The sequence below is a fragment of the Pseudomonas sp. AN3A02 genome, from assembly GCF_011765255.1.
Taxonomy (GTDB): Bacteria; Pseudomonadota; Gammaproteobacteria; order Pseudomonadales; family Pseudomonadaceae; genus Aquipseudomonas.
The window spans coordinates 243,215-263,873 of the sequence record NZ_JAARNI010000006.1; the positions used below are offsets into that span (position 1 = coordinate 243,215).

14 protein-coding genes are annotated in these 20,659 nt (G+C 59.5%); 7 read left to right on the plus strand and 7 right to left on the minus strand.

Translation table 11 applies throughout. From position 1 onward, the window contains the following. Nucleotides 1-232 precede the first annotated feature (232 nt). The 6 genes from HBJ59_RS22520 to HBJ59_RS22545 are packed head-to-tail and all read left to right on the plus strand — an operon-like array spanning nucleotide 233 to nucleotide 10,742. The gene (locus HBJ59_RS22520) at nucleotides 233-2,152 is read left to right on the plus strand and encodes an amino acid adenylation domain-containing protein (RefSeq protein WP_167664802.1); all 1,920 of its coding nucleotides are present in this window, start codon (nucleotides 233-235) and stop codon (nucleotides 2,150-2,152) included. Then, nucleotides 2,149-7,167 carry a non-ribosomal peptide synthetase gene (locus tag HBJ59_RS22525; RefSeq protein WP_167664803.1) on the plus strand — a complete coding sequence of 1,673 codons (5,019 nt, stop codon included), beginning with the start codon at nucleotides 2,149-2,151 and terminating at the stop codon, nucleotides 7,165-7,167. The genes HBJ59_RS22520 and HBJ59_RS22525 overlap by 4 nt, the downstream gene beginning before the upstream one ends. Then, entirely contained in the window at nucleotides 7,160-7,354 is a 195-nt protein-coding gene (locus HBJ59_RS22530) for an MbtH family protein (RefSeq protein WP_076014895.1), read from the plus strand. Before HBJ59_RS22525 ends, HBJ59_RS22530 begins: the two co-directional genes overlap by 8 nt. A 5-nt stretch (nucleotides 7,355-7,359) precedes the next feature. Further along, nucleotides 7,360-8,169, plus strand: a complete 810-nt coding sequence (locus HBJ59_RS22535) for an MFS transporter (protein ID WP_256670877.1) — start codon at nucleotides 7,360-7,362, stop codon at nucleotides 8,167-8,169. 5 nt (nucleotides 8,170-8,174) lie between these two features. After that, a complete protein-coding gene (locus HBJ59_RS22540; protein ID WP_167664805.1) occupies nucleotides 8,175-8,810 on the plus strand; it encodes an MFS transporter in 636 nt (211 codons plus the stop codon). A gap of 33 nt (nucleotides 8,811-8,843) precedes the next feature. Next, complete coding sequence (locus HBJ59_RS22545) at nucleotides 8,844-10,742, plus strand: FAD/NAD(P)-binding protein (protein WP_167664806.1); 1,899 nt, start codon at nucleotides 8,844-8,846, stop codon at nucleotides 10,740-10,742. 2 nt (nucleotides 10,743-10,744) lie between these two features. Here the strand turns inward: HBJ59_RS22545 and HBJ59_RS22550 are convergent, their stop codons facing one another. From HBJ59_RS22550 to HBJ59_RS22580, 7 genes are all read right to left on the minus strand, one after another. Beyond that, complete coding sequence (locus HBJ59_RS22550; RefSeq protein WP_167664807.1) at nucleotides 10,745-12,277, minus strand: sodium:solute symporter; 1,533 nt, start codon at nucleotides 12,275-12,277, stop codon at nucleotides 10,745-10,747. Next, a complete protein-coding gene (locus HBJ59_RS22555; RefSeq protein ID WP_167664808.1) occupies nucleotides 12,274-12,528 on the minus strand; it encodes a hypothetical protein in 255 nt (84 codons plus the stop codon). Before HBJ59_RS22555 ends, HBJ59_RS22550 begins: the two co-directional genes overlap by 4 nt. A 130-nt stretch (nucleotides 12,529-12,658) precedes the next feature. Beyond that, nucleotides 12,659-13,594 (minus strand): choline kinase family protein, encoded by a 936-nt coding sequence (locus tag HBJ59_RS22560; RefSeq protein ID WP_167664809.1) that lies wholly within the window; start codon nucleotides 13,592-13,594, stop codon nucleotides 12,659-12,661. Beyond that, nucleotides 13,591-14,547 carry an aminoglycoside phosphotransferase family protein gene (locus HBJ59_RS22565; protein WP_167664810.1) on the minus strand — a complete coding sequence of 319 codons (957 nt, stop codon included), beginning with the start codon at nucleotides 14,545-14,547 and terminating at the stop codon, nucleotides 13,591-13,593. The genes HBJ59_RS22560 and HBJ59_RS22565 overlap by 4 nt, the downstream gene beginning before the upstream one ends. 8 nt (nucleotides 14,548-14,555) lie before the next feature. Further along, complete coding sequence (locus tag HBJ59_RS22570; RefSeq protein WP_167664811.1) at nucleotides 14,556-15,836, minus strand: M20 family metallo-hydrolase; 1,281 nt, start codon at nucleotides 15,834-15,836, stop codon at nucleotides 14,556-14,558. Next, complete coding sequence (locus HBJ59_RS22575; RefSeq protein ID WP_167664812.1) at nucleotides 15,814-16,572, minus strand: DeoR/GlpR family DNA-binding transcription regulator; 759 nt, start codon at nucleotides 16,570-16,572, stop codon at nucleotides 15,814-15,816. The genes HBJ59_RS22570 and HBJ59_RS22575 overlap by 23 nt, the downstream gene beginning before the upstream one ends. Before the next feature lie 212 nt (nucleotides 16,573-16,784). Then, complete coding sequence (locus HBJ59_RS22580) at nucleotides 16,785-18,188, minus strand: amidase (protein ID WP_167664816.1); 1,404 nt, start codon at nucleotides 18,186-18,188, stop codon at nucleotides 16,785-16,787. Nucleotides 18,189-18,554: 366 nt separating this feature from the next. On the opposite strand from HBJ59_RS22580, the gene HBJ59_RS22585 reads away from it, so the two are divergent. Further along, nucleotides 18,555-20,659 (plus strand): DUF6531 domain-containing protein (locus tag HBJ59_RS22585; protein ID WP_167664817.1); only part of this gene is annotated, 2,105 nt, incomplete at its 3' end.

A 20,659-nucleotide genomic window follows, 5' to 3' on the forward strand; every position in this document is an offset into this window, starting at 1 on the left:
AGGAAAATTCTTTTTTTTGACTGCTTCCACACTTGACCTTGACGGCATTGGGGGCCAGGGTAAAGATCATTACTCATCGAATCCAATAAATCTAAAAGAGAGAAACCGGCTGCCACCACAATTTATGGTTTCATATATTTTGCATGAGCATATATATGCAAAATTTGATAAGCGACTGACTGATACAGGAACTGAAGCGTTTATCTAGAATACCGTCAAGGAGGATAAGAACGTGCCCTATTCCACCGTTCAACAGCATATTGAAAACTGCACACTCCCTCACAGTTCACCCTTGACGCAGCTCTTTGAGCGGCGTGTCGAAGAAGCACCCTCCAACATTGCATTGATCCATGAGCACAGCTCGCTGACCTACAGCCAAGTCAATATAAGTGCCGATGAACTGGGTTACCGCCTTACATCCGCAGGTATAGGCATAAACAATCTGGTGGGCTTGGCACTTCCCCGTTCGGCGAACTTGGTCAGCGCCATTATTGGCATCCTGAAAAGTGGCGCGGCCTACTTACCCCTCGACCCGCAATACCCCGCAGAACGGATCGGGTACATGATCAGCGATGCCCACCCCGCCTGCATCGTCACCGACCGCTCCACGCTTGCAACTTTAAAGGCGATCGCACCCGACAGCCATTTTATCTGTATCGACGACCCACCCGGAATGGCAAGCCCCCTTGCGCAAAGCTCCGGGTCACACCGGGTATTGCCGCCACATACCGCCTATGTGATCTATACCTCCGGCTCTACCGGCAACCCCAAAGGGGTGATTGTTCCCCACCGCAATGTGTTGCAGCTACTGCAGGCAACTGACGAGCACTATCAATGGCAGTCCAGCGACGTATGGACACTGTTTCACTCTTATTCGTTTGATTTTTCGGTTTGGGAAATTTGGGGAGCACTGCTCACCGGTGCTCGGCTAGTGATCGTACCCTACTCGATCAGCCGATCACCCAAGGCGTTTCTCCGGTTGCTCGCGGCGCAAAAAGTGACCGTACTGAACCAAACACCCTCAGCGTTCTATCAACTTGACCAAGCGCAGGCCAGTGAAACGGCGCCCGCTGCCCCCTTGAGCCTGCGTGCCCTGATCTTCGGTGGCGAAGCCCTTGAGACCGGCAGATTGCGCGCATGGCGCGAGCGCAACGGCACGGCAATACGGCTGGTCAATATGTATGGCATTACGGAAACCACCGTCCATGTCACGTTGCGTGATGTCACCCTGGACGTGTCGAATGAAGAGAGCAAAAGCTTTATTGGTGAGCCTATCCCAGGCTGGAACGTCTACCTGCTCAACCCTGCCCTGCAACCCGTCCGACCGGGAGAGACAGGAGAAATGTATATCGCGGGATCGGGTGTCGCCAGCGGTTACCTCAATCAGCCCGGCTTAACGTCATCACGGTTCATCGCGTGCCCATTCCAGGCGCCCGGTGAACGTATGTACCGTTCTGGTGACCTGGCCCGCTACCTGCCCGACGGCTCGCTGGAATACCTCGGCCGGGCCGACCAGCAAGTCAAGATTCGCGGATTCAGGATCGAGTTGGGTGAAATTGAGGCCTGCTTGCTCAAGCATGAAAAGGTCAGCCAGGCCGCCGTCGTAGCGCATCCTGACGCACAGGGCGAGGTCCGCCTGATCGGCTATATCGTGCCCCATGCAGAAGTCGACAACAGCACCCGTGAAGCAGAGCGCATACAATCCTGGCGTTCGTTATACGAAGAAACCTACAGCCAGGTTGACGAGGCGGATGACACTAGTGCTTTTACCGGTTGGAACAGCAGCTATGACCACAAGCCCATTCCTCTCACGCAGATGTTCGAATGGCAAAAACTGACGGTTCAAAGCATCTTGGCACTGCACCCCGAACACGTACTTGAAATAGGTGTGGGCACTGGATTACTGCTCCAGGAAGTTGCCCAACATTGTACTACGTACTACGCAAGCGACTTATCCGAGACGACAATAAGTCACTTGAAGCTGACAATACAAGATCAGCCGGAGCTAAAACAAAAAGTACACTTTCATCACCAGCCCGCGCACGACACGCAGGGGTTTCCTCGCGATTTTTTTGACACACTAATTATTAACTCTGTCATTCAATACTTCCCTAGCGACACTTACCTTAAGGAGGTTATTGTGGGCGGTTGAACCTGCTCAAACCGGGTGGAAAAATTTTTATTGGAGATATCAGAAACCTATCCTTGCTGAACTACTTCGCAAGTCAAATTGTGGCGGAACAGTATCCTGGCGAAGCGCTTTTCTCGAAAAGAGCACAAGCACTTATAGAAGACGTTATATTCCGAGAAAACGAACTGCTGTTGCGCCCAGAGTTCTTTACCCAACTTGAGCGTGCACTGGGAGACGTGGCAGGCGTAGATATCCGGCTTAAGCGCAGCCGCACCGCCAATGAACTGATGCACTACCGATATGATGTGATCATTTATAAGTCAGGGACGCCAACGATCTCGTTGGAGCATATCCCTTGCCTCCCATGGGTCACGCAGGTCGACAATTTCGCCAGGCTCGCCCAGAAGTTGAACACTGCTCAGCTCCCCTTCCTTCGTGTACAGGACATTCCCAATCGCAGGCTTTCCCAACCCAGGGCATGGGAACAACGACTCGATCCGTCGTCTGCTGAGGTATCCACGTTGGTGCAGGAAAGCGTTGAACCGGAAGAGCTGCATGTGCTCGCAGAACAATTGGGATACCAAGCCATCAGCACTTGGAACAGCAACGAAAAAAGCCGGTTCGATACGGTATTTTTCAAGGTTCACGCGCTACAAGGCAAAGCGCCTGTGAACGTTTTTGTCAGCCGACAGGCCATACAGAGAGTGGCCAATAATCCAAATGCCGCCAGTCAGCACCTGGCCCTGAACAAGGAACTGCGTACCTGGGTCAGCACGCAACTGCCGGCGCATATGGTACCCAACATGATCTCAAGCATCGCGCAGATGCCTCTGACCGCCAACGGCAAGCTCAACGCCAAGGCCCTTCCTCCCCCGGTGTTCAGTCTGGCCACCCATTCATCGTTGGCAACCTCTGCGCAACAAGCCACTGTGCTGAAGATCGTGGCCGAGATACTGGGCCTGTCACATGTGGACATGTCCCATAGCTTCTTTGACCTGGGTGGCGACTCGCTGTCTGCCACACGCCTGGCCAACGCCCTCAGCGAACAATTTGGAACCGAGATTCCGATCCGGGTTCTCTTCGAGGCGCGCACACTTGACGAACTGGCCGAGAACCTGGAGTACGGAGACGCCCGGACAGAGAGGCTGATCGCACAACCGCGCAAGGCTGAAGTACCACTATCGTTTGCCCAGCATCGCATGTGGCTGTCGAACCAGATCGAAGGTACCCATGCGGCTTACAACGTTCCGCTTGCCTTTGACTTGACGGGCCGGGTCGACACACAGGCCCTGAGCGACGCGCTTTCAGACCTGCTGCAACGCCATGAAGTACTGCGTACCTTGCTGGTCGTCGATGAAGCGGGAGAACCCGTGCAAAAGATCTTGGCTGCCGCAAGCTACTCGATCGATTTTACTCACCTTGAGTGCGAGCACCAGGCTCTCGACGCGCTGATCAAGCAGTTGATCGAACAGCCCTTTCACCTGGCAACTGATCTGCCGTTTCGATGCCGCTTGTATAGCCAGGACGAGAAGCACCATGTGCTGCTAATGGTGGTGCATCACATCGCCGTGGATGGCTGGTCAATCAACCCTTTGCTGGATGAGTTGTCACACTTTTATCGAGCACGGGCAGGCGCAAGTCTCGCGCCTCTCGAACAGTTGCCCGTGCAATACGCCGACTACGCAATCTGGCAGCGCCAATCCCTGGGAGACGCATCGGACCCTGAGAGCCCACTGGCGCGCCAGCTAGCCTTCTGGACCCAAGCGCTATCCGGGGCTCCCTCCCTGATGAACCTGCCGACTGATTTCCCCCGGCCCGCGGCGCGCAGCCATGAGGGGCACGTGCTGTCGTTCGAGATCACCCCTCGGCTGCATGCCCACCTGATCGATATGGCGAGGTCCCATCACAGCACCTTGTTCATGCTGCTGCAGGCGGCCTTTGCTGCGCTGTTGACCCGAATGGGGTCCGGTGAAGACATTCTCCTGGGGACAGCGGTCGCAGGTCGTGCAGCGGCAAATCTGGCGAACAGTGTGGGCTTTTTCGTAAACACGTTGGTGATGCGTATAGACACGCGGGACGACCCCGCTTTCCTCGAGCTTGTGGAGCGCGTACGGCAAACCAGCCTGGCTGCGTACACCCATCAGGAAGTGCCATTCGAACACGTCGTCGAAGCCGTCAACCCGGAACGCTCAATGGCCTACCATCCCCTGTTCCAGGTGCTGCTAACTCTTCAGGACTCCCGGGTGCCAAGCCTGGACCTGCCGACATTGACCAGCACCTTGCGGCCCGTCACCTCAGGCGCAGCGCGATACGACCTGGTGGTGGACTTCAAAGAAGACTTGGCACCAAATAGTGGCGCAGCGGGCATGACCTGCACAATCGAGTACGCCACCGAGCTCTTCGAGCACGCCACCATTCGCGGCCTCAGCCAGCGATTCCTTCTCTTGCTCGAAGCCTTCTGCGATGACCCACGGCAAACCATTAACACCCCCTCCATAATGACGCAGGAAGAACACCAGAGCCTGGTCCTGGACTGGAATGGCACCGATTGGCCGACGCCGGGAGGCCTGCTCATAGACCTGTTTGAGGCACAGCAGAGGCGGGCCCCGGATGCCGTAGCCGTCGTCTACGCCAGCGGCGTCCTTTCCTATGACCAACTGAACCGCCGGGCCAACCTCATCGCCCGACGATTACGTACAGCCGGGGCCAATCCTGGAGCGCTGGTGGGTATTGCATTGGCTCGCGGTGGTGATTTGCTGCCCGCCTTGGTTGGGGTACTCAAAACCGGAGCTGCCTACCTGCCACTCGACCCAGGTTATCCCGCGGAACGGATCGCCTACATCATTGAAGATGCCAAACCCGCGCTGATCATCACTGACGCCGCGGCCTCAATACGGCTGACCCAAGCCGCCGGGGACCTGACGCTGATGTCAATCGAGGCGCTAGCTCGCCCCGAAACGACTCATCTACCCAGCCCTGAGCCACTGCCATCGTTACGCGCCGAGCATCCGGCCTACGTCATTTACACCTCAGGCTCGACGGGTAACCCCAAGGGCGTGGTGATCACACACCTGGCGCTGGCTAACTTCCTTGATGCCATGGCTTCCCAGCCTGGCATTACGCAAGACGATGTGGTGCTGGCCTGCACGCCAGTCTCCTTCGACATTTCCGTCCTTGAGCTGTTTTTGCCGCTGCTCCACGGTGCCCGCGTGGTGCTGATTCCGGCCATAGTAGTCAGTGATCCCGAGCAATTGCGGGCCTCCATCGAGCAACACCAGGCCACCGTCATGCAAGCAACCCCCACCACCTGGCAGATGTTGCGCGAGGCAGCCTGGACGCCATCCGCCTCCTTGAGCATCCTGTGCGGCGGAGAGGCCCTAGCGCCCGATCTGGCCGACTACCTGACACACACCGGCGCGCACTTGACCAACCTCTATGGGCCTACGGAAACCACGGTCTGGTCAATGGTCTGCCCCGTGCCAAACGGCCAGCGCCCCACCTTGGGCCGTCCAATTCATAACACCCAGGTGTATTTGCTGGATAACTGGCTGCAACCCGTTCCGCCCGGCATGGCAGGGGAAATCTATATCGCGGGTACCGGCTTGGCACGCGGCTACCACCGCCGCCCTGCCCTGACGGCGCAACGCTTTATCGCCAACCCCTTTGGCGCCTCCGGTAGCCGGATGTATCGCACCGGGGACCGGGGGAAATGGGCGGCGGACGGCCGCCTGGTGTTCCTCGGGCGCAACGATGGCCAAGTCAAGTTAAGGGGGCACCGAATAGAAACAGGGGAGATCGAATCACGTTTGGCCGAACACCCTGACATCGCAAAAACGGTCGTCATACTCGATACCGACCGCCAGGGCGAACCGCGTCTCGTAGCCTACGTGGTATGCCACGGGGCCTGCGATGTGCAAGAACTGGCGCTGCGACGGTTCCTCGAAATACGTCTGCCTCGTCAAATGGTCCCCGCAGTATTTGTGATGATGAAGAACCTGCCTGTAGGCCCCAGCGGAAAAATCGATCGGAGCGCCCTGCCCGCGGCAAACCCGGTATCCCAGCCTGCGACACGGGCCATGGACGAACATGAGCAAACATTTGCAGCGCTCTTTGCCCAGGTGCTCGACGCTGCCCCTCAGAGCCCGGACGACAACTTCTTCGATATGGGTGGCGATAGCATCCGAGCCGTGCGACTGGTGCACCTGGCAAAAGCCGCAGGCTACTCACTCTGCCCGGCGGACGTGTTCAAGGCTCAGACCCTCGCTGAATTGGTCGCCATCAGTTTGAGCGACAACACCTCACCCCGGTCTCCTGCTGAGCTGTCCGATGTGCTGTTGCCACTGCACATCGGCAACCGTTCACCTGCGCTGTTCTGCTTTCATCCCAAGGAAGGCCACGGCTGGAGTTTCGCTAGCCTCGCCTCCCATCTTGCGCAAGAGCAGTCATTGTTCAGCCTACAGTCCCCCCTGCTGGCTGATGTTAATCACGCACTGCCCAGTATCGAGGCGACCGCTGCGTTTTACATCGAGCATATACAACGGGCTCAGCCCAGCGGGCCTTACCATCTACTAGGATGGTCCTTTGGAGGGCTAGTGGCTTATTGCGCCGCTGCGCAACTGCGAGCCATGGGCGAACACGTCGGGCTGCTGGCGATTCTCGACGTCAGCCCGCAGAACAAAGATATGCAGAACTCATTATCCATTTCGCCAAACAACGGCACCAACGTCGCGTCCCCCTCTCGCGAGGCGCAAATAAGTCATTACCACGAGGCATTGATGAAGACGTATGTGCCGACGCAACTGGACATCGACATCCTATTCTTTTCCTCATCCCATACGACGCCCTCCCAACATCGCGCCCAATTGCAGTGGAGTGCCTTTACAGGTCGCGCGTTAAAGATCAAAACCCTCGATTGCCGGCATGAAGAGATGTTGCGCCTTGGTCCCGCAGCAATCATTGCCGGTGAGATTCAGCGGTACCTGCAGCGTTTTCATCATGAAACGCCACCCCACTCAGGAGAAAACTCTCATGGATAACCCTTTTGACGACCCAAACGCACACTTTTTCGTGCTGACCAATAGCTTAAATCAGCATTCACTCTGGCCGAAAACATTGCCCAGGCCGGAGGGCTGGACCACCGCGTTCGGCCCCGCACCGCGTCAGGACTGCCTGGACTTCACCGACCGCGAATGGCATGAAATGAACGCGCAGGACCCCGCGTGAACGATATGGCGGGCACGCGCACCGGCCCTGACCTCAGCGCAAATTGGGGGCGAGCCCACGGGTTCGCGCTGTTCTCCCTGCTACTTGGGGCCTTTCTGCCACCGCTGGATTACTTCATCGTCAACCTCGCACTGCCCGCGATACGGACCGACCTGCACGCCAGCGACGCCCAGTTGCAACTCGTGGTGTCCGCGTATGCTTGCGCATACGCCGTCGGCTTGATTACCGGAGGACGGCTGGGTGACCGCTATGGTCGCAAACGGCTTTTCCTGCTCGGGGTGGGTACGTTTATATGCGCCTCAATGCTGTGCGGCCTAGCCCACAGCCCCGATGCATTGATTGCTGGCAGGGTGCTCCAGGGCCTCTCGGCATCAATCATGGCGCCACAAGTACTGGCCTCGATCCGCGCGGTATTTCGCGCTGAACATCAGACCCGGATCACCGCCGTCTACGGCTTCGTCTTCGGGGTAGCGGCGATCGTCGGCCAGATGGGCGGTGGCGTACTGATCGACCTCAACGTGCTTGACCTAGGCTGGCGCGCGATTTTCCTGGTCAATGTGCCCGTTGGCGCAATCGTGCTATTGACCGCGTATTTCTGGGTGCCGGAAAGCCGCGCCAGTCGGCATGCCAGGCTGGACTTGGTCGGCGTATCACTGCTAACAGCAGTCCTGGTGATGGTGATCTACCCACTCACCCAAGGAGCCGAACAAGGCTGGCCCGCCTGGACGATTATCACCCTTATGCTCAGCGTACCTTGCTATGGGCGTTCATTCGCGTCGAATCAAAGGTCGCTGCACGTGGCGGCGACCCACTGATCGATTTGAAGGTCTTCGCTGAGCCGGTGATCGTGCTGGGGTTGATCGCAGGTTTTCTGTTCTACACCGACGGGGTGTTTTTCCTCGCATTTGGCATCTACCTGCAAGCCGGCCTGGGCTGGAGTGCAATGGATGCGGGCCTGCTGCTGATTCCCTTCGCCTGCGGCTTTATTGTCGGGCCACTGCTGACACCAATACTGGTCAAGCACAGTGGGTACTGGGTCGTTCCCATCGGTTATCTGCTCATGTGCGGCGGCTTTGGTGCACTGGCCATTCAGGTTGGAACAGGCACTCTGCCTGGCGCTGAACAATATGCAGCCTTGCTGGTTGCCGGGATCGGACACGGCATCGTCTTGCCCTCCATCACCCGCGTCATTCTCGTCGAAGCGACACGGGAACAGGCCGGGCTTGTGTCGGGGCTGATCATCTCCACCCTGCAGATTGGTTCTGCCTTTGGCGTAGCGTTACTGGGCGGCCTGTTTTTTTCAGCCCTTGGCACCGACTCGGGGCCCGTTGCTTATGGACAGGCGCTGCAAGTCGCATTATTCGCGTTGATATCGCTGCTGCTGGTTTGTGTTGGCCTAGGTGTATGGATCACCGTATTGATAAGGCGCAGAACGCAGCGCCACGATTCACAGTAACGACAGTAGATGCCCCGATTGGAGAGCGCTCCCATGGAACTGGAAGAAACCCCCTACGCAATTGCCGTGATCGGTACAGGCCCCCGAGGTGTCACAGTGATTGAAAGACTGGTGGCATTGCTGGTGCACAATGGCGAGAAACGTCCCGTCGATATCTATGCAATTGACGCCACCGAAGTTGGCTGCGGGCAAATCTGGCGAACGGATCAGCCCGACTGCTTGCTGATGGACAACTCCATCGATGAAATCGCAATGTTCTCGGGAGCGCCCGACGATGGGCCTGCCCGGGCGGGACATGGGCCATCCATGAAGCAGTGGATCTACAGCCAGGTGCTGGAACCAGCGGGTATCCACGTGGGTGATGTGTTCTACCCGGCACGCAAGGTCTATGGCCAATACCTTAAATTTGTATTCCAGGCGACGCAGGAACAGCTGCCCTCTCACCTGCGGATTATTGCGATTAAGTCAACGGTGAACGCTCTGCAAAAAGACCAAGGCATTTATCGGCTTCAACTCGACACTGGCGCCCAACTGCCGGCCAACAAAGTGGTGCTGTGCACGGGGCACGCCAGCCAAATCCCGAGACCGGATCAACGGCAACTGCAGGACTTTGCGGACCGGCATCCAGCGTTGACCTATATTCCAGCGCAACCGGCCGCGCAGATGCCGTTGAGCACTATCGCTGCCGGGGACAGGGTGGGCGTGTTGGGGCTGGGCTTATCGTTTTACGATGTATTGATGATGTTGACAGTCGGTCGGGGCGGTGTATTCACAACCCTGCCAAGTAATCGACTGCAGTACCTGGCATCGGGCAGGGAACCCGCGCTGATCGTTGCCGGGTCACGCAGCGGAGTACCAATCCCGGTACGCGGCCTCCAGCAGCGCAGCGTGAATTTCTCCTACACCCCCATTCTATTTACCAGCGAGCGCGTCCTCGGGCTGCGTTGTTCCGGCCTGCTGGACTTCAAGCGGGACATCTACCCATGGATTCTCGCAGAGGTAAACCTGGTCTACTTTCGGACCCTTATCGAACAACAATACGGACATGCCGCGAGCCTGGACTTCGTCGAGCAAGTCTCAAGCTCAGTCAACCGTTTCAGTGACCCACTGGGACTTATCAAGCACGTTTTGCGGCAGTTCGCGTTAGAGACAACACCGCTTCTGGATCTGGAACGCAAGGCATGGCCCTTCATCGACCGCGAGTTCGGCAGCCCCCAGGCCTTTGAACAGGCCTTGTCAGCGTTGGTGGCGCGCGACCTGGAGGAAGCCTTGCAAGGCAACGTGATCAATCCACTCAAGGCAGCCATGGAAGTACTTCGAGATACTCGGGCCATTCAGCGCCTGGCCGTCGATTTCACCGGACTTGAGTCCCGGTCCCATAGAGACTTCGTGGCCCATGCCAGCCACCCCTTGTCATTCCTCAGCGCTGGCACGCCGATCCACCGGTCCCAGCAATTGCTGGCCCTCCTGAAACAAGGCCTGCTGCATATCATTGGGCCACGCACTGAAGTCACTACCGACGAGAGCACCGGCACGTTTGTCTTTTCCTCGGCCTGCGTCACCGGCTCAGACGTCAAGGTGGATAATCTGATTGACGCTCGCATTCCCAAGACCGATATCGCAAACGATCGCTCCGAGCTCACTCGCCAGCTGATTCGAGACGGTATCTGGCACAGCTATGTCAATGTCGGTGGCCCTCCCTATGACACTGGAGGCGTGGCCGTCAGCGAGTCGCCATTTCACCCGCTGGACCGCCACGAGTGCGCGGAAAAAGACCTATATGTCCTGGGGATTCCCACCGAGCACACCCGCTGGTTCATGCAGGTGGGCATTATTCGTCCCGGGCAATATGGCAAAGGCCTAGGAATGGATGCCAACGATGTCGCCAGGGATATCTATAAGGAACTGGCCCCGGGCACATCGGGCAATTAGGTTCAGCTCATCAGCGGTGTCGCATCGGCTGTAACTTGCCGTCTCGGCGCCGCCATCTCAAACAACTGCTCCACCCGCGCACTCTCCTCCTCACTCGGCTTGATCGCCAATGCACACGCCACAAAAATCCCCGCATTGACCACCAACCCGACGATCCCGCTGGTCAACGAGCCCAGCCCGGGAATGTCGTCCGGGTACAGCGTCGTCAGTACAATCGCCACCACAATCCCCGCCAGCATCCCGGCAATCGCGCCTTCCTTGTTGCCGCGGCGGCTGAAGATCCCGAAGAACAGCGGCACCGCCAATTGGATAATCCCCTGGTAGGAAATCTGCGCCAGCAATTGCAGCCGCGCGTAGTCAAAGGTCAGGTACGCCAGCACCGAGGCGGCAACGATAAACACCACCATCCCGGACTTGGCCAGCAGCGTCAGTTGCCGGTCGGTACGGGGAGTGTTCCAGGTGGCCAGGTCGTTGGCGAACTGGGTGCCGCATACCTGCACGCAGCCGTCGACGTGGCCGATGCTCGCCGCCAGTACGATGACGATCGCCAGCGCCAGCATCCACGGCCCGCCGATGTCGAACAGTGACAGGAACCAGCCTTGTTGCGGGTGCGCGATGACGTTCGGGTCCTGGCTGATGGCCGCGGCGAACAGCATCAGAATCCCGTAGAAACCGCCCACCAACAGGATCGTGTACAGCGTACCTTTCTTCACCGACTTGACGCCGCTGGCGGTGTAGATGCGCTGAAAGCTCATGGGCCAGCACATCGAGCCGATCACCCCGGTGAAGATCAGGCTGAACATATACAGCGGGCCATAACCGGTGCCGCTGGCGCCGGGAATCAGCAGCATTTTCGCTGGCAGGTGCGACAGGTTGGAGAACGATGCCTGGTCGCCGAACAGCAGGAACACACACAGCGCCGCACACACGACATAGGCGATCAGGCCCTGGAACATGTCGGTCATGATCAGCCCGCGCATGCCCATGCTCACGGTCCAGTACTGGCGCACCAGCACCACCACCACGCCGGCGATCAGGCAGGTGGTGACGCCCCAGCGGCCGAAGCTGGCGAACTGGAACAGCATCGCCAAGGCCTGGATGCCCATCACCACCCACGGGAACACCGAGATGATGCCGATGATCGAGGCCACGCGCTTAACCACCGGGCTGTTGAAACGCATGCCGAGCAAGTCCGGCTGGGTGCGCAGGTTGAAACGCTGGCCCCAGGTCCAGGCGCGGCGGGCCATCAGGTACATCGCCGTCACGCCAAGGGTGGCGTAGACCATGCCGTAGAAGCCCAGGGCGCCGCCGATGGTCAGGGCGAAAAACGCGGTAAAGGTCGAGCCCGGCCACCAGGAGTTGGTGTAACACATGGCGATGTACCACGGCCCATAGGAGCGCCCGCCTACGGCGTAGTCAGAAAAACTCGTGCTCTCGCGGTTGGTGGCGTACAGCACGGCAATCATCCCGGCCAGAAACAGGCCGATGACGCCGAAGGTGATAAAGAGGTTGGCATCGCTGGTGGTGCTGATCATTGCGCATCCCCCTCTTCGGGTATTTCGCCGGCCTTCAGCTCGGCGACGTACAACGCCCACAGGCCCAGGCCTGCGAGGACGGCAATGGCAATCCAGTAGAAGATCGGCAACGGAATGCCCAGTACCAATGCGGTACTGCCGCTCACGCTCAAATAGAACGGCGGGAATAAGGCGAACATCAGCAACAGGAAAAAATACACGCCGAAAATTTGGCTTTTCAGGCGTCCGGGTGGCGCGCTATCGGATTTCATGAGTCGGGTGCTCCTTGAATTTGTGGATCGTTTTTTTGTGTGATCAAACAAAAATCAAGCAGTGAAAACGCAGGCACCAATCGGCGCCCAAGTGACTTCATTCAATGCATTATTGTTGTAGGGCGCAGGCTCAAGCCTGTCTTAGCCAGGTTTCCCATTGCGAATCGTTGATGAGGCTGCGGGCCCGCATGTGCTTCCAGGTGCCGTATTTGTAGAAGTCGAAATCCAGCTGCGACACCGCGTGCTGCACCATCGCCCAGGTCGACCATTTGATGTCCGCCAGGGCTTTGTGCAACTTGATGCGTGCGAGGTTCTGCGGGGTGACCTGGCCGAAGTAGTCCTCGATCAGGGCCAGCTCCATTTCATCGGTGAAAAACATCTCGCCGAACCACAGCGCCAGTTCGTAATGCCGGTCGTTGTTGGAGGCGTATTCAAAGTCCACCAGGCGAATTTGCCGACGGTCGTTGAGCATGAAATTACCCGCCAGGGTGTCGTTCATGCAGGGTGCCAAATCCATGCCGGAGGCTTGCAGCACGCCCCGGGCGCGGTCGCATTGGCGGCGCAGCCAGGCGTCGTCGGCGGGCTTGCAGCCGTTGAGTTGCTCCACTTGGCGTTGGTGCTCGGCGATCATGTCGAACACGGTTTTGGTCTGCACCAACGGGGGCTGGTCGTTGAAGGCCTTGAGGGCATGCAGCGCGTTATGGCGCACGTCGCGGTCGAGAAAGTCGTGGTTGGACGAGGCGCGCCAGCCTTCCATGAACTCGAAGACTTCCACGCCGAACTCTTCGAGAAAGGCAAACACCGGCGCGCCATAACCGGTTTGCGCGGCCTTGAGGCTGGCATCGTGGGCCGTGCGGCGGTCGATAAACATCTCGGTACCCACCCCCGGCACCTTGAAGAAATACGCGGTGTCGATCCCGGCCACTTCCACCCGCCAGTTGGTGTTGGAGATCCCGCCGCTGACCGGCTCATAACGAATGCCGGTGCCGCCCCAACTGGCAACCCCGCGCACCGCCGCTTCCAGCTGACACTCCTGTGGCGTACACGCCTCACCTAACGCTTTCATGCCTGCCCCTCCTGTACCTGACGTAGCCAACCTTCGAACCGTGGGTCTTGCAAACCCTGGCGGCAGCGCAACAGCGTCCACTGCCCGACCTTGGAGAACTCCAACGGCCGCGCCGAAGTAGCGCCGACCCACAGCCCCCAAAGGGTCCAGTACCAATCGTTGATCAAGGCGTACAAGCGGCAGCGGGCGTAGTCGCTTTCGCGGCATTCGCCGGCCCAGGCGACAATGCCTTCGCGCCAGTCGCTTTCGAAGACATATAGTTCGTTGAGACTGATGGCCACGTCGTACCAGGGATCGCCGCAGCCAGCGTAGTCGAAGTCGATCAGTTGGAAGGCGCCGTCCGGGCCAATCATCACGTTGCTCGCCACGCCGTCGCCGTGCAGCGGTACCGAGTCGCTGGCGCTCAGTTGCAGCGAGGTCCAGGCCAGGTCAATGCAGGTGCTGATCCAGGCGTGGTCGATGGGCAAGGCCACGCTGTAGCGCACGCATAACTCACGCAGGTGCTGGATGTCTTGCAACGGCGAGCGGGTAAAACCCGGCGAGGTGCCGGCCTGCAGTTGTTTCTTCAGGGCCCACAGCGCTTGCAGGCGCTGGGGTGGCATCAATTCGTCGAGGCGCGCCCAGCGCCATTCGCTGGCGGGCAAGGCATCCAGCAGCAACACCCCGGCCGCGGCATCCACCAGGCGCACACCGGGCGTCACGTCGCAATCCGCCGCCAGTTGGGTGGCGCGGGCGGTGCGTTCGATGTCGATCAGCGCACGCATGTCGTCATGCAGGACCTTGGCGTAACACTGGCCCCACGGGGCGGTGACGGTATAACCGGTCCACTCGGTGGCCAGGCGCACCGGCGAGGCAATCCCGGCGGTGCCCTCTTCGATCACCACATGGGCGGACAAGCCGGCGGCCTCCAGGGCGCCCAGCAGCCGTGACTTTGCTTGCAAACGACTCGACATGGCGGACCTCAGCGGTAGGCGTTGGGGGTGGAACAGGCGCGGTGCAGCAACGCGGTCAGCATGTGCAAACCGTTGCGCATGTCCTGCTCGTTGGTGAACTCCGCTTCGTTATGGGACACGCCATTGCTGCTCGGGATAAACAGCAGGCACACCGGGTAGTGCCGGCTCAGGCTGATGGCGTCGTGGCCTGACACAGTGACGCTGTTGCCAATGGGCAAGCCCAGTTGCTGGCCGACGCTGTAGGCCAGTTCGGAAAATCCGTGGTGTAGGTGCGTTGTCTCACGCAGGACACGGCTCTCGATGGTGTAGTCCGTCGACGTGGCGCTGGCGGTGGCCTTGAGGCACGCATCCAGGCGCTCACCCGCAGCGGCCAGCAACTCAGTGTCTGGCGAACGGTATTCCACATGCAGCGTCACGCTGGACGGCACAACGTTGGGAGAATTGGGGTAAATCTCCAGGCGCCCCACCGAGCTGTGCAGTTGCACACCGTGCAAGTCGGCCTCGGCCCGCACAGCGGTGATCGCGTGGGCGGCGGCCAGCAAGGCATCCTTGCGCGCGGCCATGGGCGTTGGGCCCGTGTGGTTCTGTTCGCCGATGAAACGAATCCGTTGCTTGAGGGCGGCCCAGGTGTCGCGGACCACACCGATGGCCAGGCCGTCGCGCTCAAGGCCGCCGCCTTGTTCGACGTGGATTTCCACATAACCGGCGACGTCCAGTGCGACCTTGCCTTCCCCCAGATAACCAATCTGTTGCAGCGCATGCTTGAGGCTGATGCCATCGCCATCGCGGCAGGCCCAGGCGTCTTGCAGGGCCAGGTCGCCGGTGAACACGCTACTGCCGATCAGGCTGGGCTGGAAGCGCGCGCCCTCCTCGTTGGTCCAGTTCACCACCGCCAGGTTGCACGCCGGGACTTCACCGCGTTCGCGCAACTGCCGGGCCACGCTGGCCACCGCGACCGCGCCGGCCAGCACGCCATACACGCCATCAAAGCGCCCGGCACTTGGCTGGCTGTCCAGATGCGAGCCACACAGCACGTAGGGGACGTCTGGATTAAAGGTGATCAACCCGAACATATTCCCCACTGCATCCACGCGCACTTCAAAGCCTCGTTCAGTCAGCCAGCCCGCGAACACGTCGCGCACGGCGCCGTCTTCGGCCGAGGCGGCCAGTCGATGCAGCCCTCCGGCCTGGGTCGCGCCGATGGCCGACGTGTCGCGGAACAGCGCCTCGAAGGTTGCAAGGTCCTGTTCACTGGGCGACAGCAACTCAGGGGTAAAGGATGTCGACATGGGCTTGCTCCAGGCGGCTCGCAAAATCGTTGGACGGCGCACGATTGGTGACCAGGGTCGTGACGGCGCTGAACGGCAGCGTATTGATAAATGTACGGTGGCCGAACTTGGCGTCGTCAGCCAGGATCACGCTGCGCAGGCTGTGCTTGGTCAGCTCCCGGCGCAGCAGCGCCTCGGGTTCCTGGTAGTCCATGAACCCCAGCTCCAGGTCGACAGCGCCGATACCCATGAAGGCAATGTCGTAGTGAAACTGTCGGACGAATTCCAGGGTATGGGCGCCAATCAGCGCGTTGTCGTTGCGGCGTACATCGCCGGGTACCACCAGCACCTGATTGGCGCTTTGTTCGGTGATCAGCCGGGCGATGTCCAGGGAGTTGGTGATGATGCGCAACTGGCTGAAGGCGGTCAGTTGCTGGGCCAGGGCCAGGGTCGAGGTGCCGGTGTCGAGAAACAGCACCATGCCTTCGCTCACCAGCTTCGCCGCACACACTGCGATGCGCGTCTTGGCCTGGGGCTTGATGCGGCTGCGCACTTGCAGCGGCTGTTCTTCGTTGAGCCGCGGCAGGATCGCGCCACCGTGGATACGCCGCAGCTTGCCGGCTTCTTCCAGGTACTTGAAGTCGCGGCGGATGGTTTCTTCGGAGACGAACAGCGCCTGCGCCAGGTCCGACGCCTTGACGCGCTGGTGTTGGGTGAGCAGGAGCATTATTTCGTCGAGACGTGGCTGGTTGAGCATAAAAGAGGTATTCCAGGGCAGGTTCAGGCGGCCGGTATTGCGCGGCCCACGGCGAGACGCGGCGCGAGCCGGTCCAGCAGGGAGCATAGAGCGTAATACGGCCATGGACAGGGTCACGGGTACCTCTCACTCATCAGGGTGTGAAAGGGCAGGACAACACAAAGCGTTTATCACGGGCCGGCTTCTTTTGAGCCCACTCCGGGTGCAATCAATCAGGGCATCAGCATCGGGGGAAGGTGCTGATCCCAAGGGGCGATGGCTTCCACGGCTGCACAGAATTGCAGCACCTGGGCGTCGGCAAAGCGCCGCCCGATCACCTGCAAGCCAATCGGCAAACCGCTCGGGCTAAAGCCACAGGGCAGGCTGGCGGCGGGGTTACCGGTGATATTGAACGGATAGGTAAACGGCGTCCACCGGGCCCAGGGCACCGCGCCCTCCTCGCCTGGCCAGCCTTGCGGGGCAACCCGGTCGGCGGCGAACGGCAGGATCGGCATCGTCGGCATCAGCAGCACGTCGTAGTCGTTAAACAATGCGTGTACCTGATTGGCGAACAGTGCGCGCTGTTGCACGGCGTTTAGATAGGCCGCCAAATCGTAATCGGCGGAGCGTTTGATCAGTGCGGCGAAGCCTGGGTCCAGTTGGTCGAGGCGATCGGCCAGGGATTTGCCGTAAGCGATCCCGCGCCCGCCCACCCACAGGGTTTCGAAGGTGGCCAGCGGGTCTTGCCAGTCCAGGGTCAAGGTGGTGACGGTGACCGGCAGCTCATCTGCGAGGTAATGCACCGCTGCTTCGACGGTGGCTGCGATCACCGGGTTCACGGGCGTATCAAACAGGGTTGGGCAATAAGCCACACGCAATGGCCCCAGCGGCTGGTCGCAGCGCGCCAGGTAGGACTCGGTCGGCGCGGGCAAAGCCTGGTGGTCCAGCGGGTCGGGCCCGGAGAGGATATCGAAGAGCAACGCACTGTCGCGCACGGTGCGGGTGATCGGGCCGGCGTGGCTAAGCATTTCAGTGGCAGACCAGGGCCAGGTGGGGATGCGCCCGAGGGAGCCTTTAAGGGCGAATGCACCGCAGAAGGCACCGGGGATACGCACCGAACCGCCGCCATCGGAGCCCAGCGTGGCCGGGACCATGCGTGCTGCCACGGCGATGGCCGAGCCGGAGCTGGAGCCGCCGCTGGTGAGTTGTGGGTTCCACGGGTTGCGGCCGTTGCCGAAGACCCGGGAGGTGCTGGCGCCGGTCCAGCCGAATTCGGTGGTGGCGGTCTTGCCGAGGATGATCGCGCCGGCGTCTTTGAGGCGGCGGATGATCGGGGCGTCTTGTGTGGGGACGTTGTCCAGGCCGGTGAGCGAACCGCGGGTGGTGCGCAGGTTGGCGGTGGAGAACAGGTCTTTGATGCCGAAGGGGATGCCGTGGAGCGGGCCGCGAAACCGGTTGGCCTGTGCTTCTGCGGTCAGGATTTCGGCATGTTCCAGTGCGGACTCGGTGTAGACATCGCCAAAGGCATTCAATGTGGAATTGTGGGTTTTGATGGATTCGAGGCTTTGCTCGACCAATTGCACGGGGGTGAGTGTGCCATGGCGGATGCTTTCAGCCGCTTGGAGAACGCTGGGCATTTGAGTCAGTGAGGTATCAGTCTTCATTGAGCATCCAGGGACATCTGCGAAATGATCCAGCGGGTACATCAATAGACGCCAAGGGAATGGAGGCTGTCAAGTTGGAATTGTTGCGTATGTGGTTTTTGTGGGATTTATTTTCTACAGTGGATTTGGCTTACGGAAGCTCGCCAGGTTAGTCGCAGGTTTGGCGAAACGTCCTATCAGTAGTAGTGGATAGCTCCGACTTCTTTCTCTTACGAACCTCTGCAAAGTCCCTCGCCTGATCACACAGCGCGAGGGAACGCCGATGCTTTTTCCGATTAACGCCCTGCCCGATGGGGCTGCTTCTTGAATCCCGCCATTGGCAGGCTGGCCCTGGCCCCCATGGATGCGGAGACGAGGGATGTAGAGGCAGTCCTTAGCGACTTCAGGCAGTGCCTTAACACCTTTGACGAATGGGCTGAGAGTTTCTGGAGCTTTTCGGCGCTGGAAGTCGAGCAAGTGTTCAAGGTCGGGGATGAGGTTGCCTTGGTCGCGCCGGTTTCCTCTACAGCCCCAAGCAGCACCGTTGCGGTGTGCAAACCCAATGGTGCGCTGACCTTGGTGCATATGTTTGAGAGCAAGCGCTTTGTTCCGATTGGCAACACGCCCGTCATGCTCCAGGCCATCGCCGAGGACGGCAGCCCGATCGGTCCCCCCGTCCATAAAACCATCGGCCCCAGCGGCATTCTTGAAGTCACCGACTGCACCCGCGACCAGAAGTATCAGGTCAGCTTTTATCCCAATGTTTCCAGGGATCACGTCAAGGCGCTCTACGCCTCCTATCAGTCGGTGATCAGCTCGCTGGAAAGCAGCTTGCGCAGCGAATGGACGAACAGCTTCGAAGCGCAGTGGAAACACTATTCAAATGCCAGAGCCCTCGACCGTCGAAAGATGATGGATGAAGCGTTCGTGCGAGGGATTACGAACACGCTGTACAGCCTTTGGGACGGCATTCCAAACCTGTACGACTTGCTGGCCGACATCAAACCCAACAGCGAAAAATTGCTGCACTACATCTCCCAGGGCGAGCTTGACGAACTGTTGAAGCTCAGCAAAGAGGCAATTGCCAACGGCCTTCTGGTGCTGAGCGATGAACCCCTGCTGTTCATCTATTTGGCCGCGATGTTCAGTTGGGCGCAATTGCTTCCGCCGCCAGATATGAACGAGCTGCTGGGGGAAATGACTCCCGAGGTGCTGCTCAACCTGCTGTTGCTGTTGGCCACCGGGGGGATGGGTGTGGCGGTGCGCTTGGGGGCGCAGGTGCTGGGCAAGGTCAGATCAGGCCGGGCACGGGTGTTGCTCGAACAGATGGCCAAGTTGGGCGACGTGCCACGGCTGGAGTGGCACCCCAGTGTGCTTAAGCCGGTGTCGCTTAGAAATGATCCAGTGTCGATCAAGGCAGCGGCCGTGCCTTTGAAGGCCGGTGCAAATGAGGTTTCGAATCCGGCAGCGCTGGTCCGAAAGCCTAAAGCGGCGCGCACGACGTTGGTGAAGCAGGAACCCGTGGATGATGTGCCTGCTTCTGCGAAAAACCCCAATGGGGATGCTTCGGTCTGTTCGGCAAATACCTGTACCAATGGCTGCCCGGTATCGATGGTTACCGGTGAGGAGCTGCTGACCCTCACTGACGGCTCGTTGGAGGGTGTGCTGCCGTTTGCCTGGACGCGGTTGTATCGCAGCAGTGCCGTGGAAGTGGATTGCGGGTTGGGGTTTGGCTGGAGTCATTCGCTGGCGCAGCGGTTGGTGGTGAGCGGTGAATCGGTGGTGTGGACCGATCACGAAAACCGCAGCACCACATTTCCCCTGCCCTCTGCTGCGCGGCCAGCCATCACCAATAGCCTGGCGGAGGCGGCGATTTATCTGGGTGGTTTGCCTGATGAATTGGTTCTGGCTCAGGCGTCGCTTTTCTACCACTTCCGCAACGGTGTGCTGACGTCGATCAGCGATGCGTACGACAACCGACTGCGCATTTCCCGAGACTATTCCGGGCGGATTCAGCGGATCGATAACCACGTTGGTCAGGGATTGCTACTGCGGTATGACCGTGGACACATCGTTGCGGTCGACTATCAGGTGCAGCGGGAACTCGGCTGGGTTACTGAGCAGAACGTTGTTTCCTACAAGTATGACGATGTGTGGCGGTTGGTTGAGGCGACCAACGCTGTCGGCGAAAGCGAACGTTATCGCTACGACGATCAGCAGGTGATCCTGGAGCGGGAACTGGCCGGCGGGGCGAGTTTCTTCTGGGAGTGGGAACGGACTGGCAAGGCTGCAAGGTGTGTCCGGCACTGGGCCAGCTTTTCGCAGATGGACACGCGGTATGTGTGGGACGACAACGGCACTGTCACCGTGCACAACGCCGATGGCAGCCAGGAAGTCTACGTCCACGACCAGCGCGCACGGCTGGTGCAGCGGATCGATCCGGACGGCGCGCAGCACTTCAAATC